The 19,134-nt window shown below is 44.9% G+C and carries 13 protein-coding genes; 2 read left to right on the top strand and 11 right to left on the bottom strand.

The window, feature by feature from the left end; all coding sequences use genetic code 11:
• Nucleotides 1-433: 433 nt before the first annotated feature.
• On the top strand, nt 434-2,599 hold the full coding sequence (locus tag RA086_RS00800) for an alpha-galactosidase (protein WP_308702031.1): 2,166 nt from the start codon (nt 434-436) through the stop codon (nt 2,597-2,599).
• A 212-nt stretch (nt 2,600-2,811) separates the two neighbouring features.
• Here the strand turns inward: RA086_RS00800 and RA086_RS00795 are convergent, their stop codons facing one another.
• Complete coding sequence (locus RA086_RS00795) at nt 2,812-3,738, bottom strand: LysR family transcriptional regulator (protein WP_308702030.1); 927 nt, start codon at nt 3,736-3,738, stop codon at nt 2,812-2,814.
• Nucleotides 3,739-3,883: 145 nt separating this feature from the next.
• Here RA086_RS00795 and RA086_RS00790 point away from each other — a divergent pair, with 145 nt between their 5' ends.
• Nucleotides 3,884-4,366 carry a GNAT family N-acetyltransferase gene (locus RA086_RS00790; protein WP_308702029.1) on the top strand — a complete coding sequence of 161 codons (483 nt, stop codon included), beginning with the start codon at nt 3,884-3,886 and terminating at the stop codon, nt 4,364-4,366.
• Between the two features lie 708 nt (nt 4,367-5,074).
• Here the strand turns inward: RA086_RS00790 and RA086_RS00785 are convergent.
• The 10 genes from RA086_RS00785 to RA086_RS00740 form a co-directional block, all read right to left on the bottom strand.
• Nucleotides 5,075-7,354: a glycoside hydrolase family 65 protein gene (locus RA086_RS00785; RefSeq protein ID WP_308702028.1), complete on the bottom strand. Its 2,280-nt coding sequence runs from the start codon at nt 7,352-7,354 to the stop codon at nt 5,075-5,077.
• A 32-nt stretch (nt 7,355-7,386) separates the two neighbouring features.
• On the bottom strand, nt 7,387-8,487 hold the full coding sequence (locus RA086_RS00780; RefSeq protein ID WP_308702027.1) for an ABC transporter ATP-binding protein: 1,101 nt from the start codon (nt 8,485-8,487) through the stop codon (nt 7,387-7,389).
• A 99-nt stretch (nt 8,488-8,586) separates the two neighbouring features.
• Entirely contained in the window at nt 8,587-9,909 is a 1,323-nt protein-coding gene (locus RA086_RS00775) for an alpha-amylase family glycosyl hydrolase (protein ID WP_308702026.1), read from the bottom strand.
• A 39-nt stretch (nt 9,910-9,948) separates the two neighbouring features.
• Nucleotides 9,949-10,773, bottom strand: a complete 825-nt coding sequence (locus RA086_RS00770; protein ID WP_308702025.1) for a DUF1189 domain-containing protein — start codon at nt 10,771-10,773, stop codon at nt 9,949-9,951.
• Between the two features lie 290 nt (nt 10,774-11,063).
• The gene (locus RA086_RS00765; RefSeq protein WP_308704387.1) at nt 11,064-11,849 is read right to left on the bottom strand and encodes a sugar ABC transporter permease; all 786 of its coding nucleotides are present in this window, start codon (nt 11,847-11,849) and stop codon (nt 11,064-11,066) included.
• A 100-nt stretch (nt 11,850-11,949) separates the two neighbouring features.
• Nucleotides 11,950-13,239 (bottom strand): carbohydrate ABC transporter permease, encoded by a 1,290-nt coding sequence (locus tag RA086_RS00760; RefSeq protein ID WP_308702024.1) that lies wholly within the window; start codon nt 13,237-13,239, stop codon nt 11,950-11,952.
• Nucleotides 13,240-13,354: 115 nt separating this feature from the next.
• Nucleotides 13,355-14,611: an extracellular solute-binding protein gene (locus RA086_RS00755; protein ID WP_308702023.1), complete on the bottom strand. Its 1,257-nt coding sequence runs from the start codon at nt 14,609-14,611 to the stop codon at nt 13,355-13,357.
• A 256-nt stretch (nt 14,612-14,867) separates the two neighbouring features.
• Nucleotides 14,868-16,538, bottom strand: coding sequence for an alpha-glucosidase (locus tag RA086_RS00750; protein WP_308702022.1), 1,671 nt, complete (start codon nt 16,536-16,538; stop codon nt 14,868-14,870).
• 13 nt (nt 16,539-16,551) lie between these two features.
• Nucleotides 16,552-17,499 carry a LacI family DNA-binding transcriptional regulator gene (locus RA086_RS00745; RefSeq protein WP_308702021.1) on the bottom strand — a complete coding sequence of 316 codons (948 nt, stop codon included), beginning with the start codon at nt 17,497-17,499 and terminating at the stop codon, nt 16,552-16,554.
• Between the two features lie 528 nt (nt 17,500-18,027).
• The gene (locus tag RA086_RS00740; protein ID WP_308702020.1) at nt 18,028-19,047 is read right to left on the bottom strand and encodes a LacI family DNA-binding transcriptional regulator; all 1,020 of its coding nucleotides are present in this window, start codon (nt 19,045-19,047) and stop codon (nt 18,028-18,030) included.
• Between the last annotated feature and the right edge of the window lie 87 nt (nt 19,048-19,134).

The following is a 19,134-nucleotide window of genomic DNA, read 5'->3' as shown; positions in this document are numbered from 1 at the left end:
ATATCAGACTCACTATTTAGCGTAGGTTGGGCTGGATGATGCTCAGTGGTGAAATTTTTTAGAGTGTGAGGACCAACGGGTTGCTCCTGAGCATTTACCTAGCCATTACAATTACCCGGCGGTTTTCCGAGTGGTTGTGATGGCGTAGTAAGCGGAGGGGGCAGTTGGACCGAACACGTTTCGGTTGCTGGTGCACCTCCAGCTTAGGAAAAGCCCGGCTTGTGAGACCGCCCTTTGGCTCACAAACGTGGCCACCACGTTCCAGCACCAGTCCAGACCAGCCGGAGCGACAAGTGAACACTTAGTCTCTGTATGCTTAAATTAGTATTGAAACGTGTGATTAGAAACTGCCAGTCCCAGTAGTTTTTCATCGCACGTTTTGACTATTACCATTGAAGCATTTCCAAATAATGAACCGATAGGAGGATCGACCATGCCCATTAAAGTTGACAAAAAGACTGGTCTAATTAACCTTTATAATGACCAGATCAGTTATGTGATTCAGATTCTCGACCAGCGTTATCCCGTTCAACGCTACTTTGGCGCAACTTTGGCTGATGCCACAACGTTACCCCCATTACCAACTGGCAATCATGCCTTCGCCGTAGATCCTAGTTCAGCATTTCCTTATTCAGTCACCTCGCTCCCTTTGGAATATTCGACGATCGGTAGCGGCGATTATCGCCAACCGGGTTATTTGATTGAAAATAATGTGGGCCAACTATTGCCAATTTTAACTTATACCGATATGACCATTTCAGACCACCCGATTAATCCAGATCAGTTCCCGCAAACCGTCGCACCAACTACCGCTGTGACCACTTTAACCCTGCATTTAGCTGACACGGTATCAGGGCTTAAATTAGCGTTAAACTATACCCTTTTTGACCAATCGGCGTTAATTTTACGTAGCACAACGCTCACCAATTCAGGGACACAGCCGCTCACTATCCAAACGGCTAATAGTCTGCAGCTCGATTTGCCTGATGACCAATATGAAGCATTAACTTTCAGTGGCACCCACGCGCACGAAGCTAATCCGACTCTGGCGCCTTTGCGACCGGGAATTCAATGTCAGCGTAGTTTGCGTGGAACCAGTGGCCCACAACAACAACCATTTATGGGATTAGCCCGGCCACAAACCACCGAATTTAGTGGTGACGTCTTGGGCACCGCCCTTGTCTGGAGTGGTAATTTTCAGGCCGCCGTAGAAGTCGATCAATATGCCCACACCCGTTTAACGATTGGTCTAGAACCCACAACTTTCCAATGGCAACTGACCCCCGGAACAAGTTTTCAGTCACCCGAAGCCACTTTAGCTTGGTCAGATGCCGGTTTTAACGGTCTCTCACAAGTCTTCCACGACTTCGGCAATCAAATACAGCCAAGTCTCGTCCCAGCCCCCATCACCGTCAACACTTGGGAGAGCTCACTTTTCAACGTTACAGCAACCACAGTCAGCCAAACCATCCAACAGGCCGATGACTTGGGCATTCAGTTAGTCGTAGTCGATGATGGCTGGTTTGTTAACCGCCATGGCGAAAATGGTCAATTAGGCGACTGGCAAGTAGATTCAGTCAAGTTTCCTAAAGGCTTACGGCCCCTCGCTGATTTAGCGCATCAAAAAGGCCTAAAATTTGGCTTATGGCTTGAGCCAGAAATGGTGACCACCAACAGTCAGCTCTATCAGGCACACCCAGATTGGGCCTTGCATTATCAGCAACGATCGCCAATTACGGCGCGCCATCAACTGGTACTAGATTTGTCACGAGCAACGGTCCGTCAACATTTGTTAGCAACAATCACCAAGCTAATTGAAAACAATCATTTGGACTATTTAAAATGGGACATGAACCGGCATTTAACCCAGGTCGGCAACGAAGCCTTACCCAGCAACCAGCAGGGCGAGCTCTATTATCGTTACGTTTTAGGGCTTTATGCGCTACTGGCACAACTACGTGCTCGTTTTCCAAAGTTAATCATTGAAAATTGTTCCGCAGGTGGCGGTCGGCTGGATTTCGGCATGTTAGCTTATACCAATCAAACTTGGCTGAGCGACCTCACCGATCCCGTTGATCGTGCTGTCATCGAAAATGGCTTTAGTTATCTCTTTCCACCAACTTGTTTCAGTACTCACGTGTCGGCCTCACCCAATGGTCAAAATGGCCGCGTCACTGATTTACAGACCCGTTTAAACTTGGCAAGCATCGGTAACCTAGGCTTCGAGATGGCACTTAATTGTTTAACAGGTCCCGAACGACAACAAGTTCGCACTCAGATCGAACAAGTCAAACTGTGGCAACCGAGCTTTACCCAAGCCCGGTTCTATCGTCTACGTGACTGGCGCAAAACGCCCTGCCAAGCATGGTTACTCGTCACACCACAGCGCGAACAAGCCCTCTTATTCTACACAAGTGGACTCAGTTCGGCCGTCAAAGTGCCCACACCATTGCCTTTACACTATTTAGAGCCACAGTGCCACTATCTTATCAATGCTCAGCAGTTCTCTGGACAAACTTTAAATCAAGTTGGTTTGACGCTACCACCCGCAACTCATGATTTTGCCAGTCAGCTGATTTGGTTAAAAGCTTGTGATTAAGAGAATCGTTTAGAAAAAACGGCCCAAAGTCCCGACTTTACAATTTCAATACACAAGCTTCATCAAAACTATGCATTGATTAGCTATAGTTAATAGTGAAACAAACGCACCACCCCCTGAGGTATTTTAGAACTCAGCTTGCGAGTTCGTAACCGATTAAAAGGGCCCAACGACTGTCGACGGTCGTTGAGCCTTTTTGCGTTGCACCTAATTTAGTCATAGCCGAATCCACTTGAATTTTTAGACTTATTTTTGTCCGTAAATGCCGTCACTAACGACTGAATAAACTCTGTAAACAAGGATGACTGCTCTTTATTCTTCCGGTAAACGTAAACTGCCGTGAGCGTCTCGTGGGCAAACGCCGTAGGTAAGACCTGAAGCTGCCCAGTGTCCAATTCCGGTTGAACCACAAACTTGGGTAGGTAAGCCACCCCCAGATTACTGATTACGCTCTGTTTCACGGCCTCCACGCTACCAATCTCCAAAAAATGCGGAAAGCTAATGTCCCGTTCAGCAATTGCCGCGGAGAACCGCTTGTGATAAATGCTCTCCCGGTCATCAGTAATCAGCGCGCAATCTAGGCGCTGGTGACTGACTTGTAAATTAACCGTTGCTGGGTCTCGTTGACCACTGGCTACCAGGACTAGTGGAAAGTCCCGCAACCGTCCCACCACCAGATTCGGTCCGTAGCTACCCACGTCGTAATGTACGCCCACATCAACCGTCCCGTTAGTGACCCGCTGGGGAATCGCGAAACAGTTGGCCATCTGTAAGGAAAGTTGCACGGCCGGTGCTGCAGCGTGGAAGGCCTTCAGAAACGGCTGCATCCGGTACGTCAATAGGGTATCCGGAATTGCAATTCGTAGGTCACCCGTGAATGCGGCGGTAGCTTTGCCATAATTTTTCATGGCGGTCACGGTTCCCAAAATATTATCGATTGCTGGCAGAAGGTCCTTACCAGCCTGGGTAAACACCATCTTGCGACCAACTTTTTCAAAGAGTTGTAATGCCAGTTCTCGTTCCAACTGTTGGACCTGAAACGTCACAGTCGACTGAGCATAATTCAATTGATTAGCGGCGGCCTGAAAACTACCAGTCTCTGCAATTGCCCGAAGCGTCTTGAGTGCCTTGATATCCATTGTAACGTCCCCTTTCTTGGCCCGAACCATCGAAATTATCGAATTATTAATTCGAAAGTTTTGACTAGACTGAATAATTACTGTGACCTAGTATAGGAAATAACCTAATGCCTGTCAATCATGGGTCCGAAAAGAGAGGATTACTATGCAAATCAAATCGTATACGCCTAAATACCGCAACCAAGTGATTGCCCTGATCTTGTATCTCCAGAACTTTGACAATAAGGTCGATCTATCGTTAGAAGAACAGCCCGACATGGCTGACATTCCGGGTCACTACCTCAATGGCCGAGGTGGCTTCTGGCTGGCCGTCAACGAAACGGACGACGTGGTCGGCACGATTGGCCTGCTGCAAGAAGATAATCAATACGGTGTGCTCAAAAAGTTTTTCGTCCATCAAGACTATCGTGGCACCGCTCACGGCGTTTCCAATCAGTTATTTGCCACCTTATTAACTGCGGCGAGCGACAGTCACCTGCAACACATTCTGTTGGATACCCCGGCGGCTTGTCTGCGTGCCCATCATTTTTACCGGAAGCACGGCTTTGCTGAAATTCCGCGAACGGCGGTGCCAATTCATTACGATTACCCGGACCGAGAGTCGCTGTTTTTCGTGAAGGATCTGTAACCATTTCTGTGACTAAGTGCCTGCTATGAACACTCATCCTTTACTTGAAATCAACGGTTTTCTGCCACCTATTTAATATGCAATACAGCCATCAGAGAATCACTTTGGTCAGCGGAAACATTCCTCAGCCAACACAACGTTACTGGACGTGACTTTAATATTTCCATCAAACATCGTTGTTGCTCCCGAGACAGCGATGTTTTATTTTCGGAAAACCTGCCTCGGTCTCAAGAATCGGATTATTTAGCCTGCACTTCGGTTTTGCCCCTTAATCAGTCGTCCCATCAAAAAAGCCGCAATAGCAGCGTTTATCACGTTCTATTACGGCTATACTTTATCCAAGCTGTGACCCACGATGTCTGCACCACTCTTTAGGCATCCCCCCACAAGCTTTTCACCAACATGTGGCAAGCTCCACTTTTTGGCACACGTTTCACAGCAATATAAGTTTAGAGAAAAAAATGAGCCTGGGGTTATTATATGAAAACTTCAGTAAGAAAGTGTACGCTTTTACATCTGGTTTAAGCTAAAAAATTGGAAAAGAATATTGGTAAGCTTACTACCGTCAAAAGCCAATTAAGATCCACTAAAACCTAAAAAAGGCCCACACCATCACAGTGTCGGCCTTCGTTTAGGAGTAGGTTAGAACGACGACAGGGTCATTCTAGGTTTAAATCTTGATTCCGGCAAGATACGGACGCGTCGAAATCAAGCTTCAGTATTTGCCGCAACCTTATCTTTTAAGATGACATCTTTGCCATTTAATTCAATCGTTAATGCTTCGCCACTAACCAATTCAACGCTGGTGTTTTTATGATCAACATCAACTTTCAATAACCGTCCTCGGAAATTGATATGGAATTGATAATGTGACCATTCCTTTGGTGCGAATGGCGCGAAGGATAATTTGCCATCACGGACCCGCATGCCAGCAAAGCCTTGAACAATCGCTAACCATGAACCGGTCATCGACGTAATGTGCAAGCCATCGACCGTATCATTGTTATAGTTATCCAAGTCTAAACGGGCTGTCCGTTGATACATCTCAACTGCTTTATCTTCATAATGCAGATCCGCAGCTAAAATGGCATGAACGGCTGGTGACAAGCTAGATTCGTGAACCGTTAAGGGTTCGTAGAAGTCAAAGTTAGCCTTCTTTTGCTCAGCGGTAAAGTGATCCATGAAGTAGTAGATGCCTTGTAGCACATCCGCTTGCTTGATATATGGTGACCGCAAGATACGATCCCATGACCAGTGTTGATTAATTGGTCGTTGATCCGCTGGAATCGATGACGCTGGCTTCAAGTCTTTATCCAAGAAAGTATCATTTTGAACGAAGATGCCAAGTTCATCATCATGTGGGAAGTACATCCGGTCAATAATATCTTGCCACTTAGCTAATTCGTCGGCACTAACTGCCAACGCCGTGCGTTTGTCATCGGTAACTTTCTTCAAGCTGGCCAGCGTGTATTGTAACGTCCAGCGCGCCAAGAAGTTCGTATACCAGTTATTATTAACGTTATTTTCGTATTCATTAGGACCAGTGACACCATGGATCATATACTGTTGCTTACGTTCGGAGAAGTGAACACGATCAGCCCAGAACCGTGAAATAGCGGTCAAGACATCGATACCTTTTTCTTTCAAGTAAGTTTCATCCCCGGTGTAACGGGTATAATTATAAATCGCATAAGCAATGGACCCATTCCGATGAATTTCTTCAAAGGTGATTTCCCATTCGTTATGACACTCAATCCCATTAAACGTGACCATTGGGAACAACGCCCCATCTAAGCCTTGCATCTTGGCATTGTGGAAAGCGCCGTCCAATTGATTGTAACGATATTCCAACAAGTTTTCGGTCACTTTAGGCTTAGCTAATGACAGGTAGAATGGCACGCCAAAGGCTTCAGTGTCCCAATAAGTCGCGCCACCGTACTTTTCACCAGTGAACCCTTTTGGTCCCAGATTCAGGCGTTTGTCTTCGCCATAATAAGTGGAGAACAATTGGAATAAGTTAAAACGAATCCCTTGTTGCGCCGCATCGTCACCTTCAATGGCAACATCCGCAGATTCCCAACGTTTTTCCCAAACGGCAACGTGCGCATTGAGCAAGTCTTCGTAACTTTGCATATGCACAGTCTCGGCTAATTTCGCCATTCCTGATCGTAAAGCTGACATATCGGGATAATCCCGTGAAGTCACAACCACGACCCGTTTTTCAAAATTCTTAGTCTCGTCAGCAGCCAGTGTCCCACGGAAAATATTGGTTACCGCTTTTTCGGTATCTGGCGCATTCGAGCCGCGGAAATCTGTCACGTGCATCATTTGCATGCCCAAAGTAAACCGGGGCGTGCCGAAGTCATTTGGCTTGGTTTCAGCCACTAAACTGCCGCCAGTCACCGCATGACTTTTATCGAGCACTTGCCAGAATTGTTCATCGTAATTGGCGTCTTCATTGAAGACATCCGCATCAATTTGTGAAATGAAGCCAATCTGAACGGGTTCATCACTCAAATTATGAACACTGTAATGCACATCGAAAAGTTCCTTTTGAGCCACACTGACAAACCGGTCAATCATGAATTGGACCCGTTTTTCACCCTTAGTCACGATGAATGATCGCCGTAAGACACCGGTGTGCATATCCAAATCAATCGTGAAATCGCTGACATCATCTTTGGCAAGATCAACTTGATCACCATCAATCGTCAAATTAACTTTGATAAAATTGACTGCGTTGATCACTTTCCCGAAGTAATCGGGATAGCCATTTTTCCACCAGCCGACCCGCGTCTTATCTGGATACCAGACACCACCGATGTAAATCCCTTTCAGGGTGTCATTAGAATAATGTTCCTCGAACATGCCCCGCATGCCCATATAACCATTCCCGATACTGGTCATACTTTCTTGTAATCGTTTATCCGTCGGCACTAATTCATGACTGATGACGTGCCACGGGTTAACTTCAAAAATACGTTTCATTTTTTCGCGTCCTCCTAAAATACCCCGCTTTATTAGCGAATAACGTCCTTAGTTTCTGGATCGAAGAAGTGGGCTTTGCTCATTTCAAAAGCGACATCCACGTTTTCACCAGGATTACGATAATCACGCGCATCCACTCGTGCCGTGAACTTCGATTGGCCAGCCGTGCAATACAACATGGTTTCGGCACCTAAGAATTCAGAAACAACGACTTTGGTGTGAACGACTTGATCAGCCATAGCATCTAACGCAACTTTTTCAGCATGAATATCTTCTGGACGAATCCCAACGGTAATATGCTTGCCGTTGTAGGCGCCTAAGGTCTTGAGACGACCTTCTGGGACTGCGACATCGAGGCCTTTACCATCACTCACCCGACCATCATGCAATGTTGCTTCAAAGAAGTTCATCGATGGCGACCCCATGAATCCAGCCACGAATTGGTTAACTGGTTCATTGTAAAGTTGATGTGGGGTCCCAACTTGCATAATCTTCCCATCATTCATGATGACGATTCGATCGGCCATGGTCATCGCTTCGATTTGATCATGAGTGACATAGATCATGTTAGTCTTTAAACGTTGGTGCATTTGGGCGATCGTCGTCCGCATGTCGACCCGCAACTTGGCATCCAAGTTTGATAAGGGTTCATCAAGTAAGAAGGTCCCAGCATCACGAACAATTGCCCGGCCTAACGCGACCCGTTGCCGTTGCCCACCAGATAAGTTCGCCGGGCGACGTTGTAAATAATCCGTTAGTCCCAATTGTTCCGCAGCATTATCGACCCGCTTCTTAATTTCAGAAGGCGTATAAGTCTTCCGAATTTGTAACCCGAAAGCCATGTTGTCGAAAACGGTCATATTTGGGTATAACGCGTAAGTTTGGAAGACCATGGCAATGTCACGATTCTTAGGTTCAACATCGTTCATGATTTGGCCACTCATCTTCAAGTCGCCTTTAGTGATATCTTCCAAACCAGCGATCATCCGTAACGTGGTTGATTTACCACAGCCAGATGGTCCGATGAAGAAGACAAATTCACCATCTTTAATTTCAAGATTCATATCGGTAACAGAATACTTTTCGTTACCTTCGTATTTTTTATAAATGTGTTCAAGATTCATTTCAACCATCGAAAGCCACTCCCTTGTCTGTCGTTTCTAAGAACGTCCTATACGCAACTCGGCCGCAACCGGTTGCTTTTTTCTGCTAAAACAAAGCTGAATTAACAGCTAGTTTGATTGATCGGCAACTTTGCCAGTTGTCGCTTTAATTGTGTGTTTAATTAGTACTGGTTGCCCCTTAACGGCTAATTCTCCGGCCGTAACCGTCACTTTTTCAGCCGTTAATAAGTTGTCATAATCACCAGCGGTTAAGTCCGTTTTAACCGTGGTCATTTGACCCTTCAATGGTAACCAAGCAACCAGTTCTTCACCGTCACCGCGATAGGTCACTTTAATGATGCCGTCAGTCACAACGGCCAATTGATAGTCATCGGCCCGCATGATTGGTAACCGTTTGATAGCTGCTAACTTTTGAATCAGTGCCGTCATATCACCATGACGATCATCAACAATGATATCTTTATCAAATAAGGACGGTTGATGTTCTGCCAAGAATTCTTGGCCTGCATAGATCAACGGAATGCCCCGTTGGAGGAAGATCCACGTTAAATTATTAATAGCTTCCGCATCACTATGCATCAGACTCATCATCCGCGCATTGTCATGATTTTCAAGGAACCGCATCTTCAGATAGTTGGCTGGGAACCAAGTATCTTGCCGCTGCAGTAAGTCGATATAGTGATCAACTGTGGCTTGGCCAGTCCAATAATCTTTGAAATCGCCAAACACATCGTAATCATAAGTCATGTCAAAGGCTTGATAAAGTTCACTGTCGGATAAACCGGTGAACCCTTGTGCCCGTAATTCCTGAATAAAGCCGGTGCCAGCAGATTCCGCCAACCACAAGGTTCCTGGGTGCTTGGCATTAACTTGCTTGCGCGCTGCTAACCAAAAATCAAGTGGAACTAATGGTGCAACATCGCAACGGAACCCATCGACAAATTGACTCCAATAAACCAACGTATCAATTTGATATTGCCATAAGTCATGATGACCATAATCCAAATCTTTAACGTCGCTCCAGTCGCCAACTTTATTACTCAAATTACCATCAGCGTCATGGTAGAACCATTCAGGATGTGCCGTTGCCAAGACAGAATCAGGTGAAGTGTGATTATAAACGATATCCAGCATGACTTTTAAGCCTAATTCATGGGCTTTTTCAGTCAGTGCTTTGAAATCATCTAACGTCCCATATTCCGGATTGATGGCCCGATAGTCTTTAATTGCATAAGGTGAGCCTAACGTGCCTTTCCGGTTAACTTCACCAATCGGATTAATTGGTAATAACCACAGAATGTCGGTTCCTAAATCTTTGATACGTTGCAAATCAGCAGTCACTGCTGAAAATTTTCCAGATTTAGAATAATTACGTACAAAGACGGAATAGATCATCTTGTTGCGTAAATCCGTATTCGTTTCAAGTGCCATTTAATTTCCTCATTTCTATCTTTATTACTTGCCGACAATTTACATCAACGCTGTTTTATCAACATCTTTAAACTTAGTTTTCATATAAACCCATAAGACCACGAATGCGAGGCTCAAGGATTGAACGGTCAATTCAATTGTGACATCAAAGTGAATTAAGCCAATCACCATCGCAATCAGACTACCGATACCCATCATTGCGAGCGTGGTGTTGACCGCTTCACGGAAATTGCGAATATCAGTAATTTTATTGTGCCGTGAGAGTAGCAGGAAGACTGCCGCCCCATTCACTAGAATCAAGTTGACCCCAACGATGATCATCCCCAAAGTCATTAACATGAAGAGACCGATCATGACTTTGTTGCTCTGATACCAAGAATCAACCAGAAAAGCATGCGCATCTTTGCGGACTTGGTGTCTGGAGGCATATTTTGCTTGGAACTCACTACCGACTGAGTTGATTTGAAAGCCCGTGGCATGTAAGTTGATCACATTTTTGCGACCAGCACGATCTGCTTTGGTCAAGTTAAAGCCAGCCACATTCGTTTTAGTCTTGATAATCACTTGATGCTGCACGTCTTTAAACTCACGATCTTGATAGGTCATTTTAGTTAAAGCCGTTTGCATCTGATCACTCTTTGCCATTTTGTCGATCTGTGGTAAAAACGGTTCGAGATTAAAATTCGTTTGGTGATTATAATAAAACGGAATCGGCATCACCATCACGGCCGTTAAGAAGATAAACAAAACGATAATTTGTAACCAATTATATTTATTTCGATTCGTAAACATTCTTCGAGGTGAGAAGAGGCTGCCAAAAAATCGAACTGGAAACGCAACCGTTCCTTTATTTGTTGTCTGCATCAAAATTCACCTCTACTATTTTTTGAGTAGTTCTTTGCCACTGCTACTGATCAAACAGCTACGCGGTGGAACAACGGCCTAACCAACACCAGCTCATAATAATTAACTGAATATCTGTCAACGTTATGAATATTTGGATCATAGTCCACTAGGAGCCGGGGCTCAGCCGTGAAATTCCCTTAGGTGCGTTCTTGGCGCCTTAGGGAAGGCCGAGCTTTAAGACGTGGTCTTCCGGCTTAAAGTCGCTGCCCACAGCGTTCCAGCCCGTCACGGCGGATAGTGGACGGAAATTAACCTTTACTACCACCAGCAAGCAAGCCGGAAACGAAGAATCGTTGTAGGTAGAAGAACAAGGCGGCGATTGGGAAGGCTACCAGAATGGCACCAGCCGAGAATAAGACGACTTGTTGGTTCTGCGCGTTGTTAATGAACGTTTGTAACCCCACGGCAACCGTGTAATGCGATTCGGAAGTCAATAAGAACTTCGCCATCAGGTAATCTTGCACTGGTGACATGAAGGCCCATAAGGCTTGGACAGCAATCATTGGTTTAACCAATGGTAAGACGATCGACCAGAAAATCTTGAAGTTTCCGGCACCATCCAACTTAGCGGATTCATCCAAATCGTAAGGGACGTTATCGAAGTAACCTTTCATCAACCAAGTGTTTTGTGGAATCCCACCACCAATGTAAATTGCGGTTAAGAACCAGTAATGATCCAACGCATTTAACATGTTGGCCAAAACGTAGTAAGCCGTCAAAGCAGCCATCGTTGGGACCATTTGAATAACGATGAAGAAGGTCAAACTGAATTTCTTACCGGCAAAGCGGTAACGACTGTATACATACCCGGCTAAAGTAACAACGATAACTTGGATGACCATACATGAAATGGAGATGACCATCGTGTTCAAGTACCAGCTACCATAAAGCGTCGAGGTAAATAACGTTTTGAAGTTGGCTAAAGTCCATTTACCACCAAAGTCTAAAACGAAAGCTTGGACGTTGGCATCTTTAAACGCCGTGATAAACGTGATTAAAACGGGATAAATAACAATGATTCCCAAGATAACCATGTAAAAGTAGGTCCAGAATTGCTTCCAGAAACGATGCCGACGCGCGGTGTTTTGCTTTGAATTGGCATTTTTAGGTGCTACTGCTGTATTATCCATAACATCAGTCCTCCATTTCAAATGCGTGCGTCTTCTTGAAGACAATCAACGAAATCCCAATGACTAAGACAGAAATGATCAAGGTAACAGCAGCCGCAAGTGAGTATTGCGGTGACGTCCCAGTAGTCAATTTGTAAATCCAAGAAATCAGGATATCCGTCCCACCAGCGTTGGCACCGACATCACCGGGACCACCTTGGTTAAACAGATAGATCATCGAGAAGTTATTGAAGTTAAACGTGTATTGCGTTACGAAGATTGGTGCCGCGATCGCAAAGATCGTTGGCAACGTAATCTTGCGGAATTTTTGCATGACCGTCGCACCGTCTAGAGTGGCAGCTTCATACAAATCGTCCGGAATGGCTTGTAAGATCCCAGTAATCATAACGTAAATATATGGGAACCCTAACCAGCCTTGAATCATAATAATAGCAACTTTCGTCCAGAACGTATCCGTCATCCAGTGGATTGGTGCAATATGAGCAAATGGGACTAAGGTGTTCCATAAGCCAATGACTTGCACGTTGATCGCACCAGCGGAATCGTTGAAAATATTTGAAAAACTCATAATTGAAACGAACGCTGGAATCGCCCATGGTAATAGGAAGATAACCCCAAAAATCCGCTTGAACTTAATGAATTTCTGGTTGGCGATAACCGCCGTGGCGATCCCGATAATAATTTGTAACGTTGTCGCGCAAACGGTCCAGATAACGGTCCAACCAAAGACCGCACTGAAGGTTGCTCGGTAACTACTCAAGAAGAACATTTGCGTAAAGTTCTTGAAACCAACCCAATCCAACAGCATTGCCGGTGGAATGTGAGCAAAGTCATAGTTAGTGAACGCCATCAGTAAGGTGACCACGACTGGGAAGACAATCGTGAAAATCATCAAGAGATAGGCTGGCGTCGTCAGGAGGTAAGCGAACCCGCCACCCAACAGATTAGAGCCAAGTTCTTTAAACGTATGTGAAACTTTTTTCCCATTGTTAATTAATTCAGCGACGTGTTTAGCATCGTATAAGTTCGCGATGTAGAACACGATGAAGACAATGGTGACTAAGATCTGTAACGTCCCATAAATAATCATGAACAGGGAGTTATCTTCCATTGATACTGAACCTAAACTAACCAGGTTAGCAAACGCACTAACCCCAACTAAGGCAAATTCGGCAATGAAGACAGCCAAGATGACCAGCATCATAATACCTTTGATCGTTTGACCGTTATAAAATTGCCCTAGGCCGGGAATAATTGACAGGCGTTGCGCTTTTTTAACATCTTTTTTCTGCATGTCGCCCGTACCCCTTTCCGAATAAATCCTAAATTAAGTGCACTTTTTCTTTTGAAAAGGGCTGAGACAAAACGAATTTTGTTTCAGCCCCCTTCGAACTATTTAAGTTGATCGACTACTTATCGTATTTCTGTGAAATGTTCGTCTTGATAGTCTTAGTTGCTTTATTAGCAGCTTGCTTTGGTGTCATCTTGCCAGCCGCAGCATTGGTCATCATCGTTTGAGCTGGTGTCCATACTTCAGCCATTTGTGGCAAGTTGATCAAAGGAACATCTTTATCATATTGCTTTGATACGGCAGCTGCCATGGCATCGCCACTATCGGAAGCAGATTTACGTGCAACCGTGTTAGCAGGGATTTCGCCGGTCTTCTTATAGAAGGTCTTTTGGTTAGCATTGTTAGAAATGTAGTCTAACCAAGCTTGTGCAGCGGTCTTGTGCTTACTGTAGTTTGAGATAGCCCAAGCTTTCCCACCAGCAAACGCTTGATAATCCTTACCATTGGTCAAAGTTGGTAATACGGCAACGCCATAATCAACTTTAGACTTCTTGTAAGTTGCAGCCATCCAAGGGCCGTCGATAACAGCGGCAGTCTTGCCAGTTGTAAATTGCTGAGTGACAAAGTTTTCGTTTGAAGTAACATTTTGCATCCCACTTGGCCAGTACTTCGTGAACCACTTAGTCATGTAGGTTAACCCATCAACGGCACCAGCATTGTTCAAACCAATCTTCTTGTAATTGGTGTTGTTGTCGCCGAAGACATAACCACCGTAACCTTTGATCACACCAAATGAGTTATAGAAGTTTGTCCATTGTGTTAAGAAGGCCACATTCTTAGTCTTATCATTAGCATAAGCATATTTGCTATCCTTAGCTAATTTTTCTAATTCAGTGAAGTTCTTAGGTGCGTTCTTCAACAATTTCTTGTTGTAATAGAGCACATCAGATTCAATCGTTACTGGCGCAGCGTAAACTTTGCCTTTGTATGTAACGGACTTCTTACCAGTAGCATTGTAACGACCAGAAGTTAACTTAGCCGTTGTCAATTGACCTTGTGACGCCATTTGACCAACCCGGTCGTATGGTGCCATTAAAACATCGGGCCCTTTCCCAGATGGGCCATCCAACTTCAAAGCATCGTCTTCATCAAGCATGGCCTTGTATGAAACCTTAACTTTGACATTGTATTTCTTTTCGAACTTAGGTATTACTGACTTCATATATGATTTATATGAAGGATCAGCAGATACCTTCAAGGTCTTATCCATCTTTGATGAACTTGACGATGATGATTTACTATTACCACAACCTACAAGCGTGAGTGCCAAGCCAGTGGCTAAGACACCCATCCCCAACTTCTTCCAAGTACTCATAGTTCTTCCTCCTTGCGGATAACTTAATTCGTTTACATAAGTTATTATGCAACTGTGCAAACGCTTTCGCAAGCGTTTTCGTAATGTTAACGTTAACAAAATTTACGAATAAATAAATCCCAGCCATGAAAAATGCTGGGATTTATTGTCGCTGTAAGGATTAGACCGATTTATCAAAAAATCATTCTAATCGTTTATTAATATTAACGTTATTATATATAGACCAATTATGAAAAGTCATGCATTTCATTGCATATTAGGCTTGAATCACCAAGTTACTCCAAGCTGGCAACTTAACTGTCCGTTGCGATACCGTCGCACCGCCTTGGCCTAACAAAACTTGTTTAGCCGTAAATGGCAACGTATAAGTTTGTTCGTTGGCCGTTAGATTGCAAACGATTGCAGCCTGTTGTTGACCGTTATCAATTTCATAGGTGAATAGCTGATCATTGCTTGGCAACATAATGAATTGGCCGGTCGCAAATAAGTCTTGGCGCTTCAATGTCAATAACTGACGATAGTAATTGAGCACACTATCGGGATCATCGGCTTCGGCAGCAGCATTCATCTCATCCGTTGCACCATGTTTCCATGGTAAGTGATCTGAGAAACCATGATAAGCACTCGCATCCCATTGCATTGGGCCCCGGCCAGCCATCTTGTGAGTCTTATTTAGCATTGTTAATACTTCGGTATCCGTTTTACCGGCTGCTTTCGCACTCGCCGCAAACTCAGGTACGGTCTGATCTTCGAAATCGTCCAAATCGGTATAGCGAATATTCGTTAACCCAATTTCTTCACCATAATAGATGATTGGAATCCCCGTTTGTAAATAAAGCACGGTTGCTAATGACTTGGCACTCTGCTTCGGATAGTTGACATCCCCATAACGGGTGGCAACGCGCGCCATATCATGATTGTTCCAATATAGGGTGGGTAAACTAACGCCCTTTAATGCTGCTTGAATCCCGACCGTATGCTGCTTGTACGTCGTAACGGCCATTGGGCGCGGTTGGAACGTGTCAGTAAAACTTGGATCATTAACTGAATCGTCATCCGCAAACGTCTTGAACGTGATGACATTATCACATTCATCCGTCCCCGGCTTAGTGTAATCGACCATCAAATGAGGATCAGCCGAGGAAGCTTCACCAACCACGTAGGTTTCCGGATACTTAGCCTTAATTGCCGCCACAAAATCATGCAAATATTGATGCACTTTAGGTAAATGGGCATAGAACATATCGGAAATAATAGGTGTCTGATCACCAGTCTCACTCGGATAAGTTTGCCGGAAGTCTGCCTTAGCCAAGTGAATAAAGGCGTCTAACCGCAAGCCATCGATCCCTTTTTCGACCCAAAATTCAGCAACATCGCGCATCGCTTGCTGGACTGCTGGATTTTTCCAATTTAAGTCAGGCATCCGTTTATCAAATAAATGGAAGTAATACTGACCCGTGCCAGCGGGATCTAGATCCCAAACGCTACCACCAAAAAATGACCCCCAGTTGTTCGGCCGGCCACCATCTGCCGCTGGATCTTGCCATAAATAATAATCACGATAAGGACTTTTAGGATCGGCAATCGCTTTTTTGAACCACGGATGCTGATCCGAGGTGTGATTCAGGACAAAGTCAAAAATAAGATACATCCCATGTTCATGCACGGTTTTAATCAGCGTTTCAACTTCCGCCATCGTACCCAAACTTGGGTCAACTTGATAGTAGTCGGAAACATCATAGCCATTATCAACTTGTGGCGACTGATAGATTGGGTTCAACCACAACGTTGTGATCCCTAACTTTTTCAAATAAGGTACTTTGGCCGTAATCCCAGGAATATCACCAATGCCATCATGATTGCTATCATTAAAACTCTTCGGATAAATTTGATAAATCGTCTGTTGGTCATACCAATGCTTACTCATACTGTAAACTCCCTTACCGTGTCGATTCCGCGACCGACAAATTTGACTTAATAATTATTTTTTCTTGTGCTGGCTGAGGCTGTTTGATCTTAGTGAGCAGTAATTTAGCTGCAGCTTGCCCCATAGCTTCCAGTGGTTGTTTCATCGTCGTCAACCGTTTTGACGCGACTTGATTCAATAGCATGCCATCGAACCCGATCACCCCAAAGTCAGCGGGCACGCGCCCACCTTGTAACAGAATCCCGTCTTCAATTCCAATTGCTAACCGATCGCTCGCGCAAATAAAAGCCGTATTCGGCTCAAATTCCGACCAGTGTTGGTTAATATAATCGGTCGCAACATGACCGTGATTCGCTAATCGCACGACGGTCGCTGCTAAACCATGTTGGGCCATCAAGTCACGAAAGCCGCGTTCACGATCCAACTCAAACGGTTTATCCGCATCAATCCCAATAAAGATCAAATGCAGGTAACCGCGTTGCAACGCGTACGTGGTGCTATCACGAATCGCCTGATAATTATCCGTGTCCACATAGTCATACCCTTGCAAATTACGACCGAAGAAAACGACTGGCTGTTGCAGCTGACGAACCCAAGCATAATTTTCATCACGAATTCCCGTTAAAATATAGCCGTCACATTCACCGACTTCATAACTATTCTTGGTCGCCAATTGCAGCGCATATTGATGTCGATTCAGTTCGTTGGCAATGCCAGCTAACAGCATCATATAGTACGGTTCAGTCGTGTCCATATCTTCGAAAATTGTCAGTTTAACGACCCGCGTACAACGGCTCACTAAGGCCCGGGCAGCCGCATTAGGTTGATAATTCAACTCATGCATCACTTGAAAAATCGTTGCCCGCAATTCAGGGCGAACTTGTTCCGGATGATTAATCGTCCGTGACACGGTCATCTTTGACACATTCGCACGTTGGGCGACATCATTTAATGTTGCCATGAACGAATTCCTCCTTTAGTCGTCGGTTACGAAACTAGTGTATCGTTGCGTTTACTTGTAAGTGCCCGCCTAACTTGCCGCTCCGGTTGGTCTGGCTTGATGCTGGAACGTGGTGGCCACGTTTGTGAGCCAAAGAGCGGTCTCACAAGCCGGGCTTTTCCTAAGCTGGAAGTTCACCAGCAAAGGAAAACTTCACCACTGAGCATCATCCAGCCCGCCCTGCGCTGAGCAGCAGACTTAATATCAATTGGCTTTCGGAGATAATAAGCTAACCAATCTCTCTCTGATCATAAACCATCATCCAACGTCGAAGCGGACCAGTATGTTCGCCGTGTCGAGACACTTAGCTGGGTGATTTCCCCAGGTTAGTGTCTGGCCGACTTTTAAGACGTGGGCTTCCGGCTTGAAAGCGCCCTGCAGACCGGTTCTTGGCTGCAGGTCTGCCCCCACGGCGAACATGCTAGTCCACGGAGGCGGACAATTAATAACCTATTTTGAATGTGAACGCTACGAGACACTGGCCATCGACTATAATAACTTTTTCACTTGATGAACAGAGTGTCGCTTAATAATTTGATGTGGCACAATGATCGCCGTTGATAACTCATCTTTAGGACGATCTGCAATCGCAATTTTCGCCGCCTCTTCACCCAAGCGTTGCGGAAATACCGCAATTGACGTTAATGTTGGATGAGCGAGTTCTGAAAAGATCGAGTTGTTAAAGCCCATTAGAGAAAACTGTTTAACTTTCCACTCTGGATCGTTATGCAACACTTGTTGCAACTTCAGCGCCATCATGTCATCAACAGCAACAAACGCCGTGACATCAGGATATTGCTTGAAAAATTGTTGCAACGCTTGCACACCCGCTTCATGACTTTCAAAGCGTTCTGACAGCATAATGTTGGGCAGTTGGTGCTGCATCATCACGCGTTGATAACCCAACATTCGGTCACCTTGAACCATTTTTGAGAGGTCTGAATACAAGAAACAAATTCGCCGATGCCCATGGTCAAGCAAATACTGGGCAGCATCCGTGCCAGCTTGCACATTATCATTATCGACGTATGAGATACGGTTAACATCATGATATGGCTTACCAATCACGACATAATGGACATCAAATTGATTCAGTCGTTCAACAACCGGATCATCTTTTTCTGAGTACAACAAAATAAAGTTACGAATATGCCCCTGCGCAATCATGACATCAATACTATGTACCAATTCATCACTAGAAATCCCCGTAGCCAGCGTGGTCATTGAGCCATGTTTACTACAAACTTCATTGATACCACGAATCATTTCCAAAAAGAATGGATTTGAAAAGATTTCATGATGGTCAACAGGTAACACTACCCCGATAGTATTGCTGGCTTTAGTTGCTAAATTTTGCGCGTTAAAATCCGGTGCATAATCAAGCTCACGAGCCGCTTTAACGACCTTAGCACGCGTGGGCTGACTGATAATTTTACTCCCATGCAACGCCCGCGACGCCGTTGATGGCGAAACCCCTGCACGTTGAGCAACATCTTTAATGGTTGCCATCTTACTTCCTCCAATCCGAATTACACTACACGCTTTAATATAAAACGTTTCCATCGCTTTTGCAAGCGATTGCATAAAATTGCGTAA

It is taken from the genome of Lactiplantibacillus brownii (assembly GCF_031085375.1).
GTDB classification, from domain to species: domain Bacteria; phylum Bacillota; class Bacilli; order Lactobacillales; family Lactobacillaceae; genus Lactiplantibacillus; species Lactiplantibacillus brownii.
The sequence above is the reverse complement of the archived record's forward strand: the minus strand, read 5'-3'. Positions and strand labels throughout refer to the sequence as shown.